Below are 17828 nucleotides of genomic sequence, written 5' to 3' on the forward strand. Positions count from 1 at the left end.
GGGCTTGAAATCCCCTGTCGATCGGCTAGCTCCACCTCATGGCTGCCATCCTTTCCGTCCACGACGTCACCAAGCGCTATGCGAGCGGCTATGTCGCGCTCGAACGAATCGATTTGGACGTGGAGGAGGGCGAGATTTTCGCGCTGCTCGGCCCCAATGGGGCCGGCAAGACCACGCTCATCTCGATCATCTGCGGCATCGTGAATGCCAGCGGCGGGACGATCACCGTGGCAGGGCACGACATCGTGCGCGATTATCGCGCCACGCGCAGCACCATTGGGCTGGTGCCGCAGGAACTGACGACGGACATGTTCGAGCGGGTGATCGACACGGTGCGGTTCAGTCGGGGACTGTTCGGCAAGCCGCGGGACGACGCGTTCATCGAGAAGATCCTGCGCGAGCTTTCGCTCTGGGACAAGCGGACGGCCAAGATCAGCGAGCTTTCCGGCGGCATGAAGCGCCGGGTGATGATCGCCAAGGCGCTTTCGCACGAGCCCAGGCTGCTCTTTCTCGACGAGCCGACCGCCGGCGTCGACGTCGAGCTGCGGCGGGACATGTGGGGGCTTGTCCGGCAGCTTCGCGAATCCGGCGCCACCATCGTGCTGACGACCCATTATATCGAGGAAGCCGAGGAAATGGCCGATCGGGTGGGCGTCATCAATCATGGCCAACTGGTGCTGGTGGAAGAGAAGACCACGCTGATGAAGAAGCTCGGTCGCAAGACCCTGCACATCACCCTGGCGGAGCCGATGGCGATGATCCCGGACAGTCTCGCCGAATGGGCCCTAACGCTCATCGACGAGGGGCATCAGCTCGAATATGTGTTCGATGCCAATGCCGAGCGCACCGGGGTTTCCGCGCTGCTGCGCGCGCTTGGCGACCTGGGCATTGGCTACAAGGACCTCAACACGCGGGAAAGCTCGCTGGAGGACATTTTCCTGCGCCTTGTCCACGGGGCTGGAGAGGAGAAAGCCGCATGAACGGGCATGCCATGCTGGCCATCTATCTCTTCGAGCTCAACCGCTTCCGGCGGACGCTGATGACCGGGCTGATCGTCCCCGTCATCACCACGGCGCTTTATTTCATCGTCTTCGGCAGCGCGATCGGCTCGCGCATGACCGAGATCGACGGCATTCCCTACGGGGCCTATATCGTGCCCGGCCTCATCATGCTGTCGATGTTCACCGAGAGCATCTTCAATGCCAGCTTCGGCATCTACATGCCCAAATATAGCGGGACCATCTACGAGCTGCTGTCCGCGCCCGTCTCGGCGATCGAGACCGTCATCGCCTATGTCGGCGCCGCGGCCACCAAATCGATGACTATCGGCCTGGTGATCTTCGGCACCGCGCATCTCTTCGTGGATGTGCCGGTCGCGCACCCGGTGGCGATGATCGCCTTCATGGCGCTGATCGCGGTCAGCTTCTGCCTGTTCGGCTTCATCCTCGGCATCTGGGCGCAGAGCTTCGAGCAATTGCAGGTCATCCCGATGCTGATCGTGATGCCGATGACGTTCCTCGGCGGAGCGTTCTACTCGGTGCACATGCTGGCCGAGCCATGGCGTACGGTGACGCTTTTCAACCCGGTGGTCTATCTTATCAGCGGGTTCCGCTGGACATTCTTCGGCCGAGGGGATGTCGCGATGGGCATATCGATGGGATTCGTGAGCGGTATGCTCGCCGTTTGCCTCGCCATCATCTTCTGGATGTTCCGGACCGGATACCGGCTGAAGAAATAGTCGGCGGGCAGGAGAACCCGGGCGTCTGACCAGGCTGTCCACCCGTTTCCTCCCGAGCTCGACAGGAAGGAGGGGCGGCGCGCGGCCGCCCCATATTTCTCACTTGATGCGGTGTTCGCCCTTCACCCAGCGCACCGTGCCGGACGACGCCCGCATGACGACGCTGTGAGTCGTCATCTTGCCCGTGGCGAGACGCTTCACGCCATCGAGCAGGGAGCCGTCGGTCACGCCCGTCGCCGCGAAGATGCAGTCGCCCTTGGCGAGATCCTCGAGCTTGTAGATCCGGTCGAGATCATCGATGCCCCACTTGCGGGCGCGGGCGCGCTCGTCATCGTTGCGGAACAGCAGCTTGCCGTTGAACTGGCCGCCGACGCAGCGGAGCGCGGCGCAGGCCAGCACACCTTCCGGCGCGCCGCCCGAACCCATGTACATGTCGATGGTGGTTTCCGGATTGGTCGTGGCGATGACGCCGGCCACGTCGCCATCGCCGATCAGCACCACGCCGCAGCCAATGGCGCGCAGCTCGGCGATGAGCTTCTCGTGCCGGGGGCGATCCAGCACGCACACGATGATATCCGACGGCGCGACGCCCTTGGCGCGGGCGACGGCCTCGACATTCTCGGTCGGGGTCTTCGCGAGATCGATGACGCCGGGCGGATAGCCGGGCCCGACCGCGAGCTTCTCCATGTAGACATCGGGCGCATTGAGGAGATTGCCTTCCTCGGCAGCGGCGAGCACCGCGAGCGCATTCGGACCGGCCTTGGCCGTAATGGTCGTGCCCTCCAGCGGATCGAGCGCGATATCGATCTTGGGGCCACGGCCCGGCGCGCCGCCGACCTTCTCGCCAATGAACAGCATGGGCGCCTCGTCGCGCTCGCCTTCACCGATCACCACCGTGCCATCCATGTAGAGATTGTCGAAGGCCTTGCGCATCGCTTCCACGGCGGCGGCATCGGCGGCCTTCTCGTCGCCCCGGCCCACCAGCTTCGATGCAGCGATGGCCGCAGCCTCGGTCACGCGCACCATTTCCAGCACGAGAACGCGATCGAGAACGGAACTGGCTTCGACGGAACTTGACTTCCCCATCCCATGGCTTCCTTTGTCAGTTGAGGCGCTTCCGATAGGCGAGCTTTGTTGCAATGTCGATAATGCGAATGGCATTCCTGCTGGCATTGACCGCGCTTGCCGCCTCGGCCTGCCGCGCGCAAGGCGGTCCGGAGGATGAGCGCTCGGCCGAGATGATGAAGCGCTACGAGGCGCGGACGAAGATATTCAAGCCCTGCCCGGTGGGTCGTCCGGGCGAGATCGTGGTCTGCGCCCGGCCCGAGGAAGAGGCCGGTGCGCGCTTCCGCCTGCCGCTTCTCCCGGAGCGGGACACCGCTTCCACGGTGCCGGGGGAAGCGCCGCGCGCATCCGCCGCGCCGGTCAAGCAGGGGGGATGTTCCATCGTGTCGGGCGATCCGCCTATTTGCAACAAGGGTCTCACGGTTGTGAAGACGGGCTACTGAAGTCGCGGCATCGCAGGCGCTCAATCCAGAATGTGCATCACCATCGGCTCGCCCATCAGGCTGTCCGATCCACCCAGGCGCTCCAGCACATCCTCGATGCACGACAGGGCGCCGGCATGGGTGACAATGGCCACCAGGACGGCATCGTCGTCGCTGGCGGGGCGCTGGATGACGCTCTCGATGGACACATCGGCGTCGCGCATCGCCGCTGTGATCTCGGCGAGCACGCCCGGGCGGTCCTGCACCAGGAAGCGCAGATAAGCGCGGCCGATCCGCGCGCCGCCATCGGCCTTGACCTGCCTTTGCAGCCATTCGGCCGGCATGGCGAAGGCCGGGCCATATTCATCGCGCGCGACATCGATGACGTCCGCCACCACGGCCGAAGCCGTGGGACCTTCCCCGGCGCCGGCGCCCTGGAAGAAGAGGCGGCCGACGAAATTGCCTTCCGCCACCACGGCGTTGAGCGCCCCGTCGACATGCGCGAGCGGGTGATCGACCGGCACCAGCATCGGATGGACGCGCTGGAAAAGGCCGACATTCTCGCCGCCATCCTCCTCGCACTCGGCCATGGCGATCAGGCGCACGCGATAACCGAGTGCCGCAGCTTCCCGGATATCGGCGGCGAGCACATGGCGGATGCCGGTGATGTCCACGGAGGGGAAATCGATTTCCGTGCCGAAGGACAGGCTGGCGAGGATCGACAGCTTGTGCGCGGCGTCGATGCCGTCGATGTCGAAGGTCGGGTCCGCCTCGGCATAGCCTTTCGCCTGTGCCTCCTCCAGCACATCGGCAAAGGCGCTGCCATCCCGCTCCATGGTCGAGAGGATGTAATTGCAGGTGCCGTTGAGAATGCCGTAGACCCGCATGATCCGGTTGGCCGCAGCCCCTTCCCGCAGGCCCTTGATGACCGGCACGCCGCCCGCGACCGCTGCTTCATATTTGAGCGCCACGCCCGTCCGCTCCGCTTCGCGGGCGAGATCGAGCCCGTGATGCGCGATCATCGCCTTATTGGCGGTCACGAAAGGCTTGCCCTGGCCAAGGCACTGGCGTGCCAGGGTGAGAGCCGGGCCATCCGAGCCGCCGATGAGCTCGACGACGGTGTCGATGTCGTCTCGCCCGGCCAGCGTGCTCATGTCGTCCACCCACTCGTAGCGCGAGAGATCGACGCCGCGATCCTTGTTGCGATCTCGCGCCGAGATGGCGACGACCTCGATCGGCCGACCGGCACGTCGCGCGACCAGCTCCCGATTGGCTTCCAGCAGGCGAATGACCCCCGCGCCCACCGTTCCAAGACCGATGATGGCGAGGCGAAGCGGGGCGGTGGTGTTCATGAGTGCTTGTTCCTGTGAGATGCGCGGCGCGCGTTGAGGGCGCTCTTAATGGCGACTGTGGAAAATCAGAACCAACTTTCTTGATCCGGCTGTGTAACCGCACCGTCGGGTCTGCTCCGGGCGCGTAAAGCGCCCCCGGCGTCCCGATGTCCGGGGCGAGTTCGGCCGGGGGAGGGGCGCTATTCCTCTCCCTCAGATCACCGGCTGGGCGGTCCTTTCGCAAGGCGCGAGGGCGCCGCGGAATGCGGCATAGTCCCGCGAGGCGGCCTGCGTTTCCGTGCGATCCAGTCCGCGCAGGGGGCGGGCGGGCAATTGCTCGGGCAATCCGCAGGCGAGACGATACCAGAGCATCGTATCGGGCTCCGGCAGCGATGCCGCCTCATCCACGACCTCCCCAAGAGAGGCGCTGAAATGCGGTTTCTCGTCGGGCCGGCGAATGACCGAGAGGGAAATGGGGCTGCCATTGGCCGTCTCGAGGAAAATCTGGGTCTCCCCTTCGCCGAGGATCGTGCCGGTGACGTGGAAGGCGGAGCTGATTCCGGTGATCGCGGGTGGCGCATCCGGGGCCATGGCCTCGGCGATCACCTTGCGCACCAGCGCTTCGTTGGCGGCGGACCACTCCGTCACGGCCGTGCTCGACGTCAGCTGGAACTGGTCGATGCGGGAGCCGACCTTGCCGAAGATGAGCAGCGTGCGGCCCTTCAGGCCGGGCTTCTTCGCTTTCGAAGTGGGACCGTCGATCAGGAAGGAAACCTTGCGGGCAATGACGCTTTCCCCCCGAATCAGCCCCATGGTGTCGGCCTCAACGTAAAAACGGGTGCGCCCCGCGCCGAGATCGGGCGCGCGTTCCGGGGGCAATGCGATCACCGATTTCACCTGAACGCGGGCAATGGCGGGGGAGGCGAGGACAAGATCGGCAACGCGCGCAAAGCTCATCGATGGCGCGGCGGGCGCAGTCATTTCCTCTGCCGCTTGACCGGGGCTCGGCAAGGCCAGGCCAGCGCAGAAAAGCGCCACGGGCAGGGCACTGCCAAAGCGGCTTCGGCGACCCGCGTTCCTGTCAATCCTGTTCGGCATAAGATGATTCTCCGGAGGCGTGTCCAAGCATGGGATGATAGGCAATCAGAGCCATTGGTGCACTGTCAACAAAGCGTTTGCCTCCCGCGATTTGCCGCGATAGGACAAAGCCGGAAACGGAGACCGGGCGACCAGAATCGCGCGGACGGCGTAGTGTTGTTAACGGTGCGCTGATTCGCCATTCTGGATCAAGAGTGCCGCTTTAGAGCTAAGGAGTTTCGTTGCTGAATGGCCTATGCTGACCACTCACAATCGTCCAGTCGGACGATATCCATCGTAGTCGTTGCGATCATTCACGTGATCCTCGGCTATGCATTTGTGACGGGTCTTGGCATCCAATATGTCAAGAAAGCTGCAGAACAGCTGAACGTCATCGATGTGGCTGAGGAGCCGCCGCCACCCGAGGAGGAGCCGCCGCCACCGCCGCCTCCGCCGCCGGACATGCCGCCGCCGCCTCCGCCGCCACCTTCGGCGCCGCCGCCAGTGATCTCGCTGCCTTCCCAGGCGCCGATTCTTGCGCCGCCTCCGCCGCCGGTTCCGCCGCCACCTGCTCCGCCCGCGCCGCCGGCTCCGCCGCCGCCGCCCGTGGTCAGCAAGGCTGCAGGCGCCCGTGGCAATCCCGCCAGCTGGATCACGAACGACGACTATCCTTCGCGCGCTCTGCGTGACGAGGCTCAGGGTACCGTCGCCATCGAATGGGATATCAACGAGCAGGGACGCGTCGAAAATTGCCGCGTGACCTCGTCAAGCGGTAACCGCGATCTCGACGAGGCTGCCTGCAGTCTGATCGTGCGTCGCGGCCGTTATTCGCCGGCACTCGATCAGGCGGGTAACCCGATCCGGACGAAGGATCGCCGTCGCGTGGTCTGGCGTCTGCCTGATTGATCCTGAATTTTCCGGCCGTCCCGGACTGGGGCGAAGGACGGCCACTTCACTGACTGGTTCTGAAGAGGAAACAAACGAATGTTCATCCAACTCTCCGCCGCGGCCGCGCCGGCTGCTTCCGCCAACCCTTACGGCCTCATGGAGGCCCTCGAGCAGGGTGGTGTCATCGCATGGACGGTCTTCCTGATCCTGTGCGGCATGTCGGTCTTCTCGTTCTTCATCCTGTTCTCGAAGCTGATCGAGCAGCAGAAGGTGATCAACCAGGCCAAGAAGATCCGCACGGTCTTCTGGCGCGCGCCTTCGCTGAAGGAAGGCTCCGCCAAGCTTGAGAAGAACAGCGCCTACAAGCAGCTCGTCGATGACGGCATCCTGGCGCAGGAGCAGCATGGCAAGCTGACCGATCCGGTCGAGGCACATGACTGGATGCACGCATCGCTCGCCCGCTCAGAAGCGGCGATCAACTCTAAGCTCGGCGGCGGTCTGGCATTCCTCGCCACCGTCGGCGCCACCGCGCCGTTCATCGGTCTGTTCGGTACGGTTATCGGCATCTACCGCGCGCTCATCAAGATCGGCGCGTCGGGTCAGGCATCGATCGACGCCGTCGCCGGTCCGGTCGGTGAGGCGCTCATCATGACCGCGCTGGGTCTGGCTGTGGCCGTTCCGGCCGTGCTTGCCTACAACTGGCTGCAGCGCCGCAACAAGTCGATTGCCGAGGATCTGAGCGGCTTCAACAACGACCTGCTCGGCTATATGGTTTCGGGCGGCGCCGTCCGTCCGGCGGCTCTCGCCGCGCCGGCCGCCGCTCCGGTCGCCAAGCCGGCTGCTGCCAAGGCCTGATCGCTTCAGAACGGCACGGCCGGCTGAAACCGACCGTGCCGCCTGACATCGAGACGCTTATGGCTACGGCCCAGAAGTAGGATTATGATCGATGGCAATGAGTGCTGGGGGTGGCGGTGACGACGCCCCAATGTCGGACATCAATACGACGCCCCTTGTGGACGTCATGCTGGTGCTCCTCATCATCTTTCTGATCGCGGTTCCGGTCGTGATCCAGACAGTTGAGGTTAATCTCCCGAAGATCGCCTTCGAACCCACCACGACCAAGCCGGAAAACGTGTCGCTGACCGTCCGGGCCGTGGATGGCAATTGCGAAGTCTACTGGAACATGACGAAGGTCAACGCGGGCGACCTGCTCAACCGCGCAGTGGACAAGCTCAAGAAGGACATCGAGAACGCCGGTGGCGTTGAGAACATGAGCCCCGAGGATCTCCCCGAGGCGCATATTCGTGCGGACGTCGATACGCCTTATCGTTGCATTGGCGGAACGATCTTCACCATGCAGCGTGCTGGCTATCCCAGGGTCGGGTTCATTTCCGAGCCTGAGCCGGGTTCGATTACCGTCCGTCGCCTCTGACGCCCAGATTTAGGAGACCAGTCCCATGGCAATGAGCGGTGGCCGCGACGACGGCGAACCGATGATGGAAATGAACACGACGCCGTTGATCGACGTCATGCTCGTTCTCCTCATCATGTTCATCATCACCATCCCCATCCAGACCCACGCGGTGAAGATCGACCTGCCGCAGAACGCCGACGCGCCGCAGAATGCGATCGATCCGGTCAAGAACCGTCTGACGATCGACCCTGCCGGCGTGATCTACTGGAATGGCAGCCCGATCGACCGGGTCCTGCTGCGCCAGTATCTGGAGCAGACTGCGGCGATGGCGCCGGAGCCGGAACTTCAGTTCGAGCCCGACCAGTCGGCCCGCTATGTGGTTGTCGACGAGGTGCTCGCCGCCATCAAGCGCGCGAAGGTTACGAAGCTGGGTTTCGTCGGGAACGAGCGCTACGGCGGCGTGTTCTGATCAAAGCGGAGCGGAGCCCCAGGCTTTCCGTTTCAGCAACCAGTCAGGGAGAGGGGGCTTTGGCCCCCTTTCTTTTTTGGTGACGGCCGAGCGCCGGCCAGGATCCGATGCCGGCAGGAAGCGATAAAGCTCCGGGCTGGGCTCGACTTCCACATACCGGATGGTGCCTTCACCGCGATGGCAGGGTTGCGGCATTCTGCCCCCAGGGGGCGCTGCTTTGCCGGCTTGCTTCGCCCGGTGGCGTTCGGTCGGAGGAATGCGCCGCGCCTCGACCGGACAGGACCGCGCAAAACCGGATAGAATCGCGCAGCGTCCCTGCAAAGGCACCTGGACTGGAAATACCATTACCACCATGGCACTTGGCCTGCGCAGCGAAAGAGCTCAGGCTCGGGCGCAGGGACGTTAGGATATTGGTAATGTGCCGCGCCTTATCCTTTGCTTTCAAAGGCGAGCAAGAACGATATGGGCGCGCTTCAGGAACCTTCTGACCAACATTATGTCTCACGCCTGCAGGACCGCCAGACGGTGCTCATTGGCGTGCGTGTGCGCCGCAAGGGCGAAAGCTGGTTCAAGAGCCGGATCACGGACATGTCGCTGGGGGGCTTTCGCCTGCTGAGCTTCGTGAAGCTGCGTGTCGGCATGGAGGTTTGGGTGATGTTCCCCGGCTTCGAGGGGCGCAAGGCGCTGGTCGCCTGGACGGCCAATCATGAAGCCGGCTGCGAGTTTGAGAACCCGCTTCATCCCGCGATCTTCGATCATATCGTGCGCATGTCGGATCCCGGCGCCCGGGGCTGACACCGGCGGACGCAGGGCTGGTCGATATCCCCCCGGACGACGTAAATGGCCTGTCCGACGATGCCCTGCGCATGTGCGGGTGCTTGTCCCGGCGGATCGCCCCTGCGCTCAGGCCGGTTCGGCGAATTGCAGCGCAGCGAGGCGCGCGTACAAGCCATTGCGCGCGCTGAGCTCGGCATGATTGCCGATTTCCACGATCCGGCCCTGATCCATCACGACAATCCGGTCGGCGGCACGCACGGTCGCGAGACGATGGGCTATGACGATGGTCGTCCGACCGCGCATGAGCTGGCCAAGGGCATCCTGGACCAGCCGCTCCGATTCGGCATCCAGCGCGGAAGTCGCCTCGTCCAGCAGGAGGAGCGGCGCATCGCGCAGCAGCGCGCGGGCAATGGCGAGACGTTGGCGCTGGCCACCGGAGAGCCGTGCGCCGCCCTCGCCAAGCTCGGTGTCGAGGCCCTGGGGCAGACCAAGCAGGAAATCCTCGGCATTGGCCGCGCGTGCGGCGGCGAGAAGGTCATCATCGGTGGCGTCCCAGCGCCCGTAACGCAGATTGTCGCGCGCGCTGGCGGCAAACATCACCGTCTCCTGCGGCACAAGTGCGATCATGGCGCGGATATCGGCCGGATCGGCTGTGCGCAGATCGACGCCGTTGAGCAGGATCTGCCCGCCGACGGGATCATAGAAGCGCTCGACAAGCTGCAGGATCGTGGACTTGCCCGCGCCAGAGGGGCCGACGATGGCGATCGTCTCGCCCGGCCTCACATCCAGCGAGAAATTCTCGAGCGCCAGGCTGTCGGGCCGTGTCGGGTAGCGGAAGGAGACATTCTCGAAGCGCAGATGGGCCTGCCGGGCATCCGGTATGGCGACCGGCGCGGCCGGTGGCCGGATGGAGGGCGTCGCGCTCGTCAGCTCGCTCAGCCGGGCTGCGGCGCCCGCGCCGCGCAGCAGATCGCCATAGACTTCCGTCAGGGCGCCGAAAGCGCCTGCCACCAGACCGCCGGTGATGACGAAGGCAGCGATGCTGCCGCCCGAGAGCCGTCCAGAGACCACATCAAGCGCGCCTTGCCACATGATCATGGTGATCGAGCCAAAAATGACGAGGATGATCGTGGCGGTCATGAAGGCCCGGGCGACGATCCGCCGCCGCGCCGTGGCGAACCCCTCCTCGACGGCCTGGCCGAACCGGGCTTCCTCCCGGCGCTCCTGCACGAAGGCCTGCACGATCTTCATGGCGCCGAGCACTTCGGTCGTGATGCTGCCGACCGCGGCCAGACGGTCCTGACTCGCGCGCGACAGGTTGCGCAGGCGGCGGCCGATGAAGATCACCGGCCCCAGCACGAGCGGGATGCCGAACAGCAGCATGGCCGTGAGGCGTGGTGCGAGCGTGAAGAGATAGATGATCCCGCCCAAGCCGGTGAGCACGTTGCGCAGGGCCACCGAAACCGTCGAGCCGACGACCTGCTCGATGATCGCCGTGTCCGCCGTCATGCGCGACGCGATTTCGGATGGCCGGTTCTGCTCGAAGAAGGCTGGCTCCATCCTCAGCAGGTTGCGCTGTGCGGCGATCCGCATGTCCGCGACCACGCGCTCGCCGAGCCATGAGACGAAGTAGAAACGCAGCGCCGTGGCCAGCGCCAGCACCACCACGATGACCAGCAGATATTGGAACCAGCGGCCGATGTCGCTGCCGGTCCCGGCCGCGAACCCCCGGTCGATGACCAGCTTGAAGCCGCTCGGAATGGCCAGCGTCGCGGCCGATGCCATCATGAGGGAAAGGGCAGCGCCGACAAGGCGGCCCGGATAGTTCAATGCCATGCGCCAGATCAGCCGCAGGCTGCCCAGGCTGGCGCCACGAGGCGCGTCGTCGGATCGATTGGAAGCCATGGCGGCGCCCTAGACGATTTTGCTCGCCAGTGAAAATGCTCTGTGGGGCATTCGTCCGGCGTTTTTCCTGTGTCGGGCGGATTGGGCGATGTGGACCAATCCGGGCCTGACAGGGAGTCCGCTATCTGGTTGCGTTGATAGCCAACGCCATGGCTGAATAGGGGTGGGAAGCCATCCGGCGGTTTCCGGCGAAAATGGGACGGAGCCGTCGTTCAGGCGGACGATAGCGAATGACCGGTTTCCGATGAAGCGGCCGTTCGCGCGAGGACGAACTGTATTTCGGGGAAGGAGCAAGTCCGGACCGATTACATCTCAACACCTATGCATTCCAATTCCGGTGCGACCCGCGTTAGATCATTTCCTTGTCCAACCCAGCCGGCGCTTCAAATTTGGGGGCTGACCGGCGCTCGAAGGCACGATAGCCAGTGTTCGGGTTTTGGCGAACGGCTGTGACTTGCGTCCATTGGAGATTGTGTTGGATCATAGCGAGTGGTGGCAGACCTACATGGATCGATGGTCGGCAATGCCGTTCCATGATCTGATAGCTGCGGCAGCGATCCTTGGCACCGCGCTGTTGCTGGGGTTAATCGCAGCCCGCCTTGCTTGCCGATATGTCCTCCCGGCCCTTGCTCCCAAGCATGCGTCAGGCATCGCATCTCGGCTGGCGCCGCTGACGCGAGCTGGGGTAACCGCGCTCGTCTTGACGGCTTTCCTCGGCATCGGTGGAATGGGACCGGCTGCCGATCTTCTCCTTGCCGCTGGCCTCGGGATCGCAGTTGCCGCGCTGGTGTACGGAATTTGCAGGTTGTTGGGAGTAGGAAGCGGACCTGGCATCCTGATTGCCACTACAGCCCTGTTCATCGTGTTGGCGAGCCGACTGGGTGGTCTGGCTCCGCTCCTTGAGGGACTGGACGGCGCCAGCATCAGGATCGGCGCGCGGCGTATCTCGCTGCTCGACATCGTCAATACCGTGGGGTTGTCTCTCCTGCTGTTCGTGGCAGCACGCGCACTCCTGCGCTGGGCTCTGCGCTGGATCGGACAGGTCAGTCTTCTGGATGCCGCGCAACGCGTGCTGTTCCAGAAGCTCGCTCAGATCGCGGTTGTCACGGTCGCCATTTTCCTCGGCATTGACCTTCTCGGCATCGACCTGACGGCGCTGGCGGTGTTCTCGGGTGCGTTCGGTCTCGCTGTGGGCTTCGGGCTGCAAAAGACGCTGGGGAATCTCATCGCTGGCCTCATCCTGCTGCTTGATCGATCGATTAAACCAGGTGACGTCATCGCAGTCGGAGACACTTTCGGGTGGGTCAACAAGATCGGGGTGCGGGCCGTCTCGGTCTTGACTCGTGATGGCAAGGAACACCTGATCCCGAACGAACTGCTGATGACCGAGCAGGTCGAGAACTGGTCGTTCTCAAGCCGGGACGTCAGGGTTCATGTCGGTTTTCGTGTCTCGTTTGACTGCGATCTACGGCTCGCGCAGCGGCTCGCGGTTGACGCTGCGTCCATCTCGCCACGCGTGCTTAAAGAGCCGGCGCCCGTATGCTGGATCAAGGCGTTCGGCGATAACGGAGTGGAATTCGATCTGCGGATCTGGATCGACAGTCCCGAGTCAGGGGTCGGTAACGTCACAAGCGACGTGTTCTTTCGCATCTGGGATCTGTTCAAGGAACATGGCGTCACCATGCCGGTGCCTCAACGCGATCTACGCTTTCGCACGCCGCTTGTGGAGCAGGTGACGACATCAGATCCGCAGCGGCCTGATGTCCCGGACCCGACCGGATAGCGCGGCGAAGATCATGCAGCGCAGTGCACGCGGACGAGCATGCGGGCATCCTCCGATATCCTCTTCTTCTTGCGCAGACATCGGCGACGTCGTCCGGTCTGCATCAAGTTATGATCGAGTGGCAATAAGCGAATTTTGCCGTCCCGACGACTGCTTCGGTGGAGCTGACGCGCGTAGGCTATGGGTTGGACGCCTGAAGTTGGTCGAGTTCCGACAGGCTGCTCCTGGCGGAAAATCCCGGACAGCCGCCCTTTCGCAAGCCATCGAGTTCGTCCACGCCGCCCCAGGCCTTCTCCGCCTGCGGGGAATGGCCCCCGAACGCGCCCGAGGGGCGGGGCATCGCGGGCGGATATTCGCTGCGTGCTTTCGCGGCATCACCCCAATCAGCCCCCCTTTTTCGGCTGTCCTACACCCCCTCCGCCATGGCAGCCCTGCCGGACGCCTCTTCCATTGCAGGAGACAGGATGATGCATGGCTCTCGTCGCATTCTCATGGGAGGACTTTCATCGTCCGGTCCGGCGGCGCAGGCTTGCCGGGACGGGCTCGGCGTTCGCCGCATCGGCATGGCCGCAAAGGTCACGGAAGCGGAAGATGACACGGACGGGTCGTCATCTTCGTAAACTTCCAGACCGCCCCGCCCTGTTGGCCCGGCATGGGTGGACCGTCGTGCGGCGCGTTGTCCGTGCTCCCCCTCTCGTCCTCATCGGCACCGGCCCGCCACGGCTCCGCGAATCGGCCCAGCCCTCGAACGGCGCCTTCGCAGGGGAGGGCCATCCCCCGATTTCCCGGTCGCGATCTTCCCGCGATCCGAGGCGGGTTTCGGCTCGAAATTTGTCAGTGCTCCCCCCTAGGCTATCGGTGCCGGGATGACCTCTGATGCGGGCGGGATTCCGGCGCTCTTCTTTTGCATCTGCGTCGGTCTCGATTATATGCAAGACATGGGGATCGAGCCGACAAAAGGATTCTTAACGGCATATTCGTGGAAGCCGGTTTTACTGCATCGCAACAGCGGTTCCCTTGCCCTATATGGTTGGGCAAAAGGCTAGGACATACATGCTCTACAATGCTTATGAGATTCAGCGCAGCCTGCTGGCCAGCGCAAGCGCCATGGCGACAGCCAGTGTCGAGCTGTTGCAGAATCCGGCCAATCCCTTCGCCTATTTCGGCGGGGGCCCGATGCTCGCGTCCGCCCTGGATGTCTTCGCTCATGCGGCAGCGCCGCGCGGCAAGCCGGCCTTCGATCTCCCCACCACGGAGGTGAACGGCAAGACCGTCCCGGTGCGCGAGGTCGTCGAGGCACGCAAGACCTTCGGCCAGCTCAAGCATTTCATCCGCGAAGGGCATGAGACGGGCAGTCCCAAGGTGCTGATCGTCGCGCCCATGTCCGGCCATTTCGCGACTTTGCTGCGGGGCACGGTGGCACGCCTCATGCCTGCGCATGACGTCTACATCACCGATTGGCGGGACGCACGCAACGTGCCGCTGTCCCAAGGCGGTTTCGATCTCGATGATTATGTCGACTATCTGATCGACTGGCTCGACCATATCGGACCGGGCGCGCACATGCTGGCTGTCTGCCAGCCGTCCGTGCCCTGTCTCGCCGCCGCGAGCCTCATGTCCGCTGCGGATCATCCGGCCCGGCCGCGCACGCTCACCATGATGGGTGGCCCCATCGACACGCGCCAGGGGCCGACGGCAGTCAATGAGCTCGCGCAGGAGCGGCCGCTGAGCTGGTTCCGGCAGAATGTGGTGGCCACGGTGCCCTTCAGCTATCCGGGCGCCGGGCGGAAAGTCTATCCGGGCTTCATGCAGCTTGCCGGCTTCATGTCGATGAATCTCGGCAATCACCTGATGAGCCACTGGCAGATGTTCCGGCATCTGGTGAAAGGTGACGAGGAAAGCGCCGAGGCGACCAAGCGCTTCTATGACGAATATCGCTCGGTGTGCGACATGACGGCGGAATTCTATCTCCAGACCGTCAACGAGGTGTTCAAGAAGCACAGCCTGCCCAAGGGCGAGTTCATGCATCGCGGTGCCGTCGTGGATACCGGCGCGATTCGGGACATCGCCCTGCTGGCCGTGGAAGGCGAGAATGACGATATCTCCGGCATCGGCCAGACTGAAGCGGCCCTCCACATCACGCCCAATCTGCCTGACGCGATGAAGCAATATTATCTCGCCAGGGATGTTGGCCATTATGGCATCTTCAATGGCTCGAAATGGCGCAATCGCATCGCACCCGTGGTGGAAGCGTGGATCGCGCAGCATGATCGGTCGACGCGCAACTGAGGTGAGGGCCGTGAGACAAAGGGCATGACGGGCGCGATCCGGCTTCATTCGGTGGCCGTGGAGCGTTTTCCCGTCGCCGGTGCATTCACCATCAGCCGGGGCGCCAAGACGTTCGTCGATGTCGTCGTCTGTACCGTCACCGACGGGGTCCGAACCGGCCGGGGGGAAGGCACGGCAATCTATTATCATGGGGAGACCGCGCAGGGTTGCGCCGATGCGATCCGTGCGGTTGCCACCGATCCGGCCGCGTTCGATCGCCACGCACTGCGAGGGCTGATGCCGCCGGGCGCAGCGCGCAATGCGCTGGATTGCGCGCTATGGGACATCGAGACGCGGCGCGAGGGCGCGCCGGTGTGGCAGCTTGCGGGGCTTCCTGAGCCTTCGCCAGTGCGCACGGCCTTCACCATCAGTCTCGACGAACCCGACGTCATGGCCGCGGCAGCGGCACGCGCCGCGGCACGGGGCTTCTCGCTGCTCAAATGCAAGCTGACCGGCGAGGGTGATCTGGCGCGCATCGAGGCGGTGCGGCAAGGCGCGCCGGATGCCGATCTCATCGTTGATGCCAATGAGAGCTGGGCCGGAATGGACATTGCGGTGCAGGCCCGGGCGCTCGCCGACCGGGATGTATCGCTGATTGAACAGCCCCTGCCGGCGGAACATGATTCCGCCTTGGCGGGGCTTTCGCTGGCGGTGCCGATTTGCGCCGACGAGAGCTGCCAGAGCCTTGCCGATATCGAGGGTCTGGGTGCTTATCAGGCCATCAACATCAAGCTGGACAAGGGCGGAGGCCTGACGGAAGCGCTGGCGATGGCAAAGGCCGCGCGCGACCATGGCCAGCACGTCATGGTCGGCTGCATGCTGGGCACCTCGCTGGGCATCGCGCCGGCCTTTCTGCTGGCGGGATCAGCGAGCTGGGTCGATCTGGATGGCGCGCTGCTGCTGGCGCGGGATCGCGACGAAGGATTGATCGTTTCGGACGGAATGCTCCAGCCGGGCCGTTTGTGGGGGACGGGACAATAATTAAAGATTTACCAGCTTGACTTAAGTCATCCTGATCGGTCACTCGAATGGCTGATCCGGAATTTGGGGCATGGAACCGGACCCTTTGGTCATATCTGAGGAGATGTTGCGTGCGCTTTGCACGAATTCTCGCGCTGCTGCTCGTTGCTGCCACCCTGGGCATCTGCGGCTATTATCTCTGGAGAATGCCCTTTGCCTGGTTTCACCTTCCGCCCGCGATCATCGGCGTCCTGATGAGCGTCTATTTCTGGCGCAGGGCTCCCAAGCGGAAGAAGGCGCGGCGCGCCGCGGCGCTTGCGAGCTGCGCAGTGGTACCGTTCATCGGCGCCAGCGCCGTCATCAGCCTCTTTACCTCGCCTCTACCCGTCTGGCCGGTTTTCATGACGCTGACCGCGCTCTCCATCCTGGTCGCCATCGTCGCGTTGACGCGGATCGAGCGCAAGCAGGCGCACATCTGGGCGGACTATTATCAGGACGTCGCCTGAGGCGAGGTCTGAACCGGCGGGGCGGTTCCGCCCCAGTCGGCGGGATAAGGCATGATCATGCGGCCGTCCGGAGCCGCCGTGAAGGTCGTCTGCGTCGGATAAGCGAACTCGACCCCGCCTTCATTGAAGCGCCGCAGGATGGCGAGCCCGATCCGGTGCCGGATGCCGTAGATCTCGTCCCAGTCCGTCGAAAACACATCGAACTCGACTTCGAAATCCAGTGAGCTGGCGCCGAAGCCGATGAAGCCCGCGCGCACGAAGACGCCGCCATTGGCTTCGACCAGTTCGCGCATGAGGACGGGGATACCCTCTGCGACCTCTGGTGCGGTTTGGTAAATGACGCCGACGGCAAATTTCAAGCGCCGACGGTCAAGACCGGAATAAGCGGTGATTTCCTTGCCCAGCAACTGGGCATTGGAAACCACGATCCGTTCGCCGGTGACGGCGCGCAGCCGGGTGGACTTGAGGCCGATGCGCTCCACCGTGGCTGTCTGGCTGCCGAAGTTGATGGCATCGCCCACCTTGAAGGGCTGGTCGAAGATGATCGAGAGCGAGGCGAAGAGATCCGAGAAAATGCCCTGCGCGGCAAGGCCGATGGCGATACCGCCGATGCCCAGGCCTGCGACAAGGCCGGTCACGTTGACGCCGAGATTGTCCAGCACCACGATGATCGCAACGGCGAAGACCGCCACCGAGACGAGCACCTTGATGAGGCCGGAGGCATTGGCAAGGGCCTCACTGCCGCCCATCTCCGGGTTCGAGCGAAGGCGGATCAGGCCCAGGACGATCTGGCGCACCCAGATCGCGACCTGCCACGCGGTCACGACAGTGAAGAGGAAGCCTATCGTCCGGAACAGCGTCGGGGGCGGATCGGCATAACCCACCACCAGACGCGCCGCGACGAGCAGCATGAAGACATGGCCCGTGCGCGCCGCCGCTTCTTCAAGAACACTCATGAAAGGCGCGCTCTTGGCACCGCGCGCGAAGATGCGGATGAGCAGGCCTTTCAGCAGCCCAAGCAGCAGATAGATAACCAGCCCGGCCGCCGACGCGATGAGAATCTCGCTCCAGTTGAGCGATACCCAGTCCCATGCCTGGTCCATCGTATCGACGGGATTTCGGGCGGACGCTGGAGAGGAAGCGGACATGGTGGCGATATCCCGAA

At 63.9% G+C, this 17828-nt stretch carries 18 protein-coding genes; 13 read left to right on the plus strand and 5 right to left on the minus strand.

What is annotated here, in order from left to right:
• Positions 1 to 38 precede the first annotated feature (38 nt).
• Together HNP60_RS07160 and HNP60_RS07165 are read left to right on the plus strand one after the other, a co-directional pair.
• Complete coding sequence (locus HNP60_RS07160; RefSeq protein WP_184151978.1) at positions 39 to 980, plus strand: ABC transporter ATP-binding protein; 942 nt, start codon at positions 39 to 41, stop codon at positions 978 to 980.
• Positions 977 to 1738, plus strand: a complete 762-nt coding sequence (locus HNP60_RS07165; RefSeq protein ID WP_184151981.1) for an ABC transporter permease — start codon at positions 977 to 979, stop codon at positions 1736 to 1738. Before HNP60_RS07160 ends, HNP60_RS07165 begins: the two co-directional genes overlap by 4 nt.
• 99 nt (positions 1739 to 1837) lie before the next feature.
• Here HNP60_RS07165 and glpX read toward each other — a convergent pair whose 3' ends face one another.
• Positions 1838 to 2824 carry a class II fructose-bisphosphatase gene (gene glpX, locus HNP60_RS07170; RefSeq protein ID WP_184151986.1) on the minus strand — a complete coding sequence of 329 codons (987 nt, stop codon included), beginning with the start codon at positions 2822 to 2824 and terminating at the stop codon, positions 1838 to 1840.
• 68 nt (positions 2825 to 2892) lie between these two features.
• On the opposite strand from glpX, the gene HNP60_RS07175 reads away from it, so the two are divergent.
• Complete coding sequence (locus tag HNP60_RS07175; RefSeq protein WP_184151991.1) at positions 2893 to 3246, plus strand: hypothetical protein; 354 nt, start codon at positions 2893 to 2895, stop codon at positions 3244 to 3246.
• 20 nt (positions 3247 to 3266) lie between these two features.
• On the opposite strand, the gene HNP60_RS07180 is transcribed toward HNP60_RS07175, so the two are convergent.
• Complete coding sequence (locus HNP60_RS07180) at positions 3267 to 4577, minus strand: homoserine dehydrogenase (RefSeq protein WP_184049671.1); 1311 nt, start codon at positions 4575 to 4577, stop codon at positions 3267 to 3269.
• A 192-nt stretch (positions 4578 to 4769) separates the two neighbouring features.
• Positions 4770 to 5537: a hypothetical protein gene (locus tag HNP60_RS07185; RefSeq protein WP_184151994.1), complete on the minus strand. Its 768-nt coding sequence runs from the start codon at positions 5535 to 5537 to the stop codon at positions 4770 to 4772.
• A gap of 345 nt (positions 5538 to 5882) precedes the next feature.
• Here HNP60_RS07185 and HNP60_RS07190 point away from each other — a divergent pair, with 345 nt between their 5' ends.
• The 5 genes from HNP60_RS07190 to HNP60_RS07210 all read left to right on the plus strand — a co-directional run bounded on the left by HNP60_RS07190 (position 5883) and on the right by HNP60_RS07210 (position 9199).
• The gene (locus HNP60_RS07190; protein ID WP_184049666.1) at positions 5883 to 6539 is read left to right on the plus strand and encodes an energy transducer TonB; all 657 of its coding nucleotides are present in this window, start codon (positions 5883 to 5885) and stop codon (positions 6537 to 6539) included.
• Positions 6540 to 6617: 78 nt separating this feature from the next.
• The gene (locus tag HNP60_RS07195) at positions 6618 to 7376 is read left to right on the plus strand and encodes a MotA/TolQ/ExbB proton channel family protein (protein ID WP_014075770.1); all 759 of its coding nucleotides are present in this window, start codon (positions 6618 to 6620) and stop codon (positions 7374 to 7376) included.
• A 91-nt stretch (positions 7377 to 7467) separates the two neighbouring features.
• Complete coding sequence (locus HNP60_RS07200; RefSeq protein ID WP_014075771.1) at positions 7468 to 7953, plus strand: ExbD/TolR family protein; 486 nt, start codon at positions 7468 to 7470, stop codon at positions 7951 to 7953.
• A gap of 25 nt (positions 7954 to 7978) precedes the next feature.
• Positions 7979 to 8404, plus strand: coding sequence for an ExbD/TolR family protein (locus HNP60_RS07205; RefSeq protein WP_014075772.1), 426 nt, complete (start codon positions 7979 to 7981; stop codon positions 8402 to 8404).
• 462 nt (positions 8405 to 8866) lie between these two features.
• Entirely contained in the window at positions 8867 to 9199 is a 333-nt protein-coding gene (locus HNP60_RS07210) for a PilZ domain-containing protein (RefSeq protein ID WP_014075773.1), read from the plus strand.
• A 108-nt stretch (positions 9200 to 9307) separates the two neighbouring features.
• Here the strand turns inward: HNP60_RS07210 and HNP60_RS07215 are convergent, their stop codons facing one another.
• Positions 9308 to 11086 carry an ABC transporter transmembrane domain-containing protein gene (locus HNP60_RS07215; protein ID WP_184151997.1) on the minus strand — a complete coding sequence of 593 codons (1779 nt, stop codon included), beginning with the start codon at positions 11084 to 11086 and terminating at the stop codon, positions 9308 to 9310.
• A 475-nt stretch (positions 11087 to 11561) separates the two neighbouring features.
• On the opposite strand from HNP60_RS07215, the gene HNP60_RS07220 reads away from it, so the two are divergent.
• From HNP60_RS07220 to HNP60_RS07240, 5 genes are all read left to right on the plus strand, one after another.
• Positions 11562 to 12869, plus strand: a complete 1308-nt coding sequence (locus HNP60_RS07220; RefSeq protein ID WP_260394770.1) for a mechanosensitive ion channel family protein — start codon at positions 11562 to 11564, stop codon at positions 12867 to 12869.
• Positions 12870 to 13735: 866 nt separating this feature from the next.
• Positions 13736 to 13915 carry a hypothetical protein gene (locus HNP60_RS07225; RefSeq protein ID WP_184152001.1) on the plus strand — a complete coding sequence of 60 codons (180 nt, stop codon included), beginning with the start codon at positions 13736 to 13738 and terminating at the stop codon, positions 13913 to 13915.
• 7 nt (positions 13916 to 13922) lie between these two features.
• Entirely contained in the window at positions 13923 to 15158 is a 1236-nt protein-coding gene (locus HNP60_RS07230) for a polyhydroxyalkanoate depolymerase (RefSeq protein WP_184152004.1), read from the plus strand.
• 24 nt (positions 15159 to 15182) lie between these two features.
• Complete coding sequence (gene dgcA / locus HNP60_RS07235; protein WP_184152007.1) at positions 15183 to 16178, plus strand: N-acetyl-D-Glu racemase DgcA; 996 nt, start codon at positions 15183 to 15185, stop codon at positions 16176 to 16178.
• A gap of 110 nt (positions 16179 to 16288) precedes the next feature.
• Positions 16289 to 16663 (plus strand): hypothetical protein, encoded by a 375-nt coding sequence (locus HNP60_RS07240; RefSeq protein WP_184152010.1) that lies wholly within the window; start codon positions 16289 to 16291, stop codon positions 16661 to 16663.
• On the opposite strand, the gene HNP60_RS07245 is transcribed toward HNP60_RS07240, so the two are convergent.
• A complete protein-coding gene (locus HNP60_RS07245) occupies positions 16648 to 17811 on the minus strand; it encodes a mechanosensitive ion channel family protein (protein ID WP_260394771.1) in 1164 nt (387 codons plus the stop codon). The genes HNP60_RS07240 and HNP60_RS07245 overlap by 16 nt on opposite strands.
• Positions 17812 to 17828 lie beyond the last annotated feature (17 nt).

The organism is Sphingobium lignivorans (assembly GCF_014203955.1).
GTDB classification, from domain to species: Bacteria; Pseudomonadota; Alphaproteobacteria; order Sphingomonadales; family Sphingomonadaceae; genus Sphingobium; species Sphingobium lignivorans.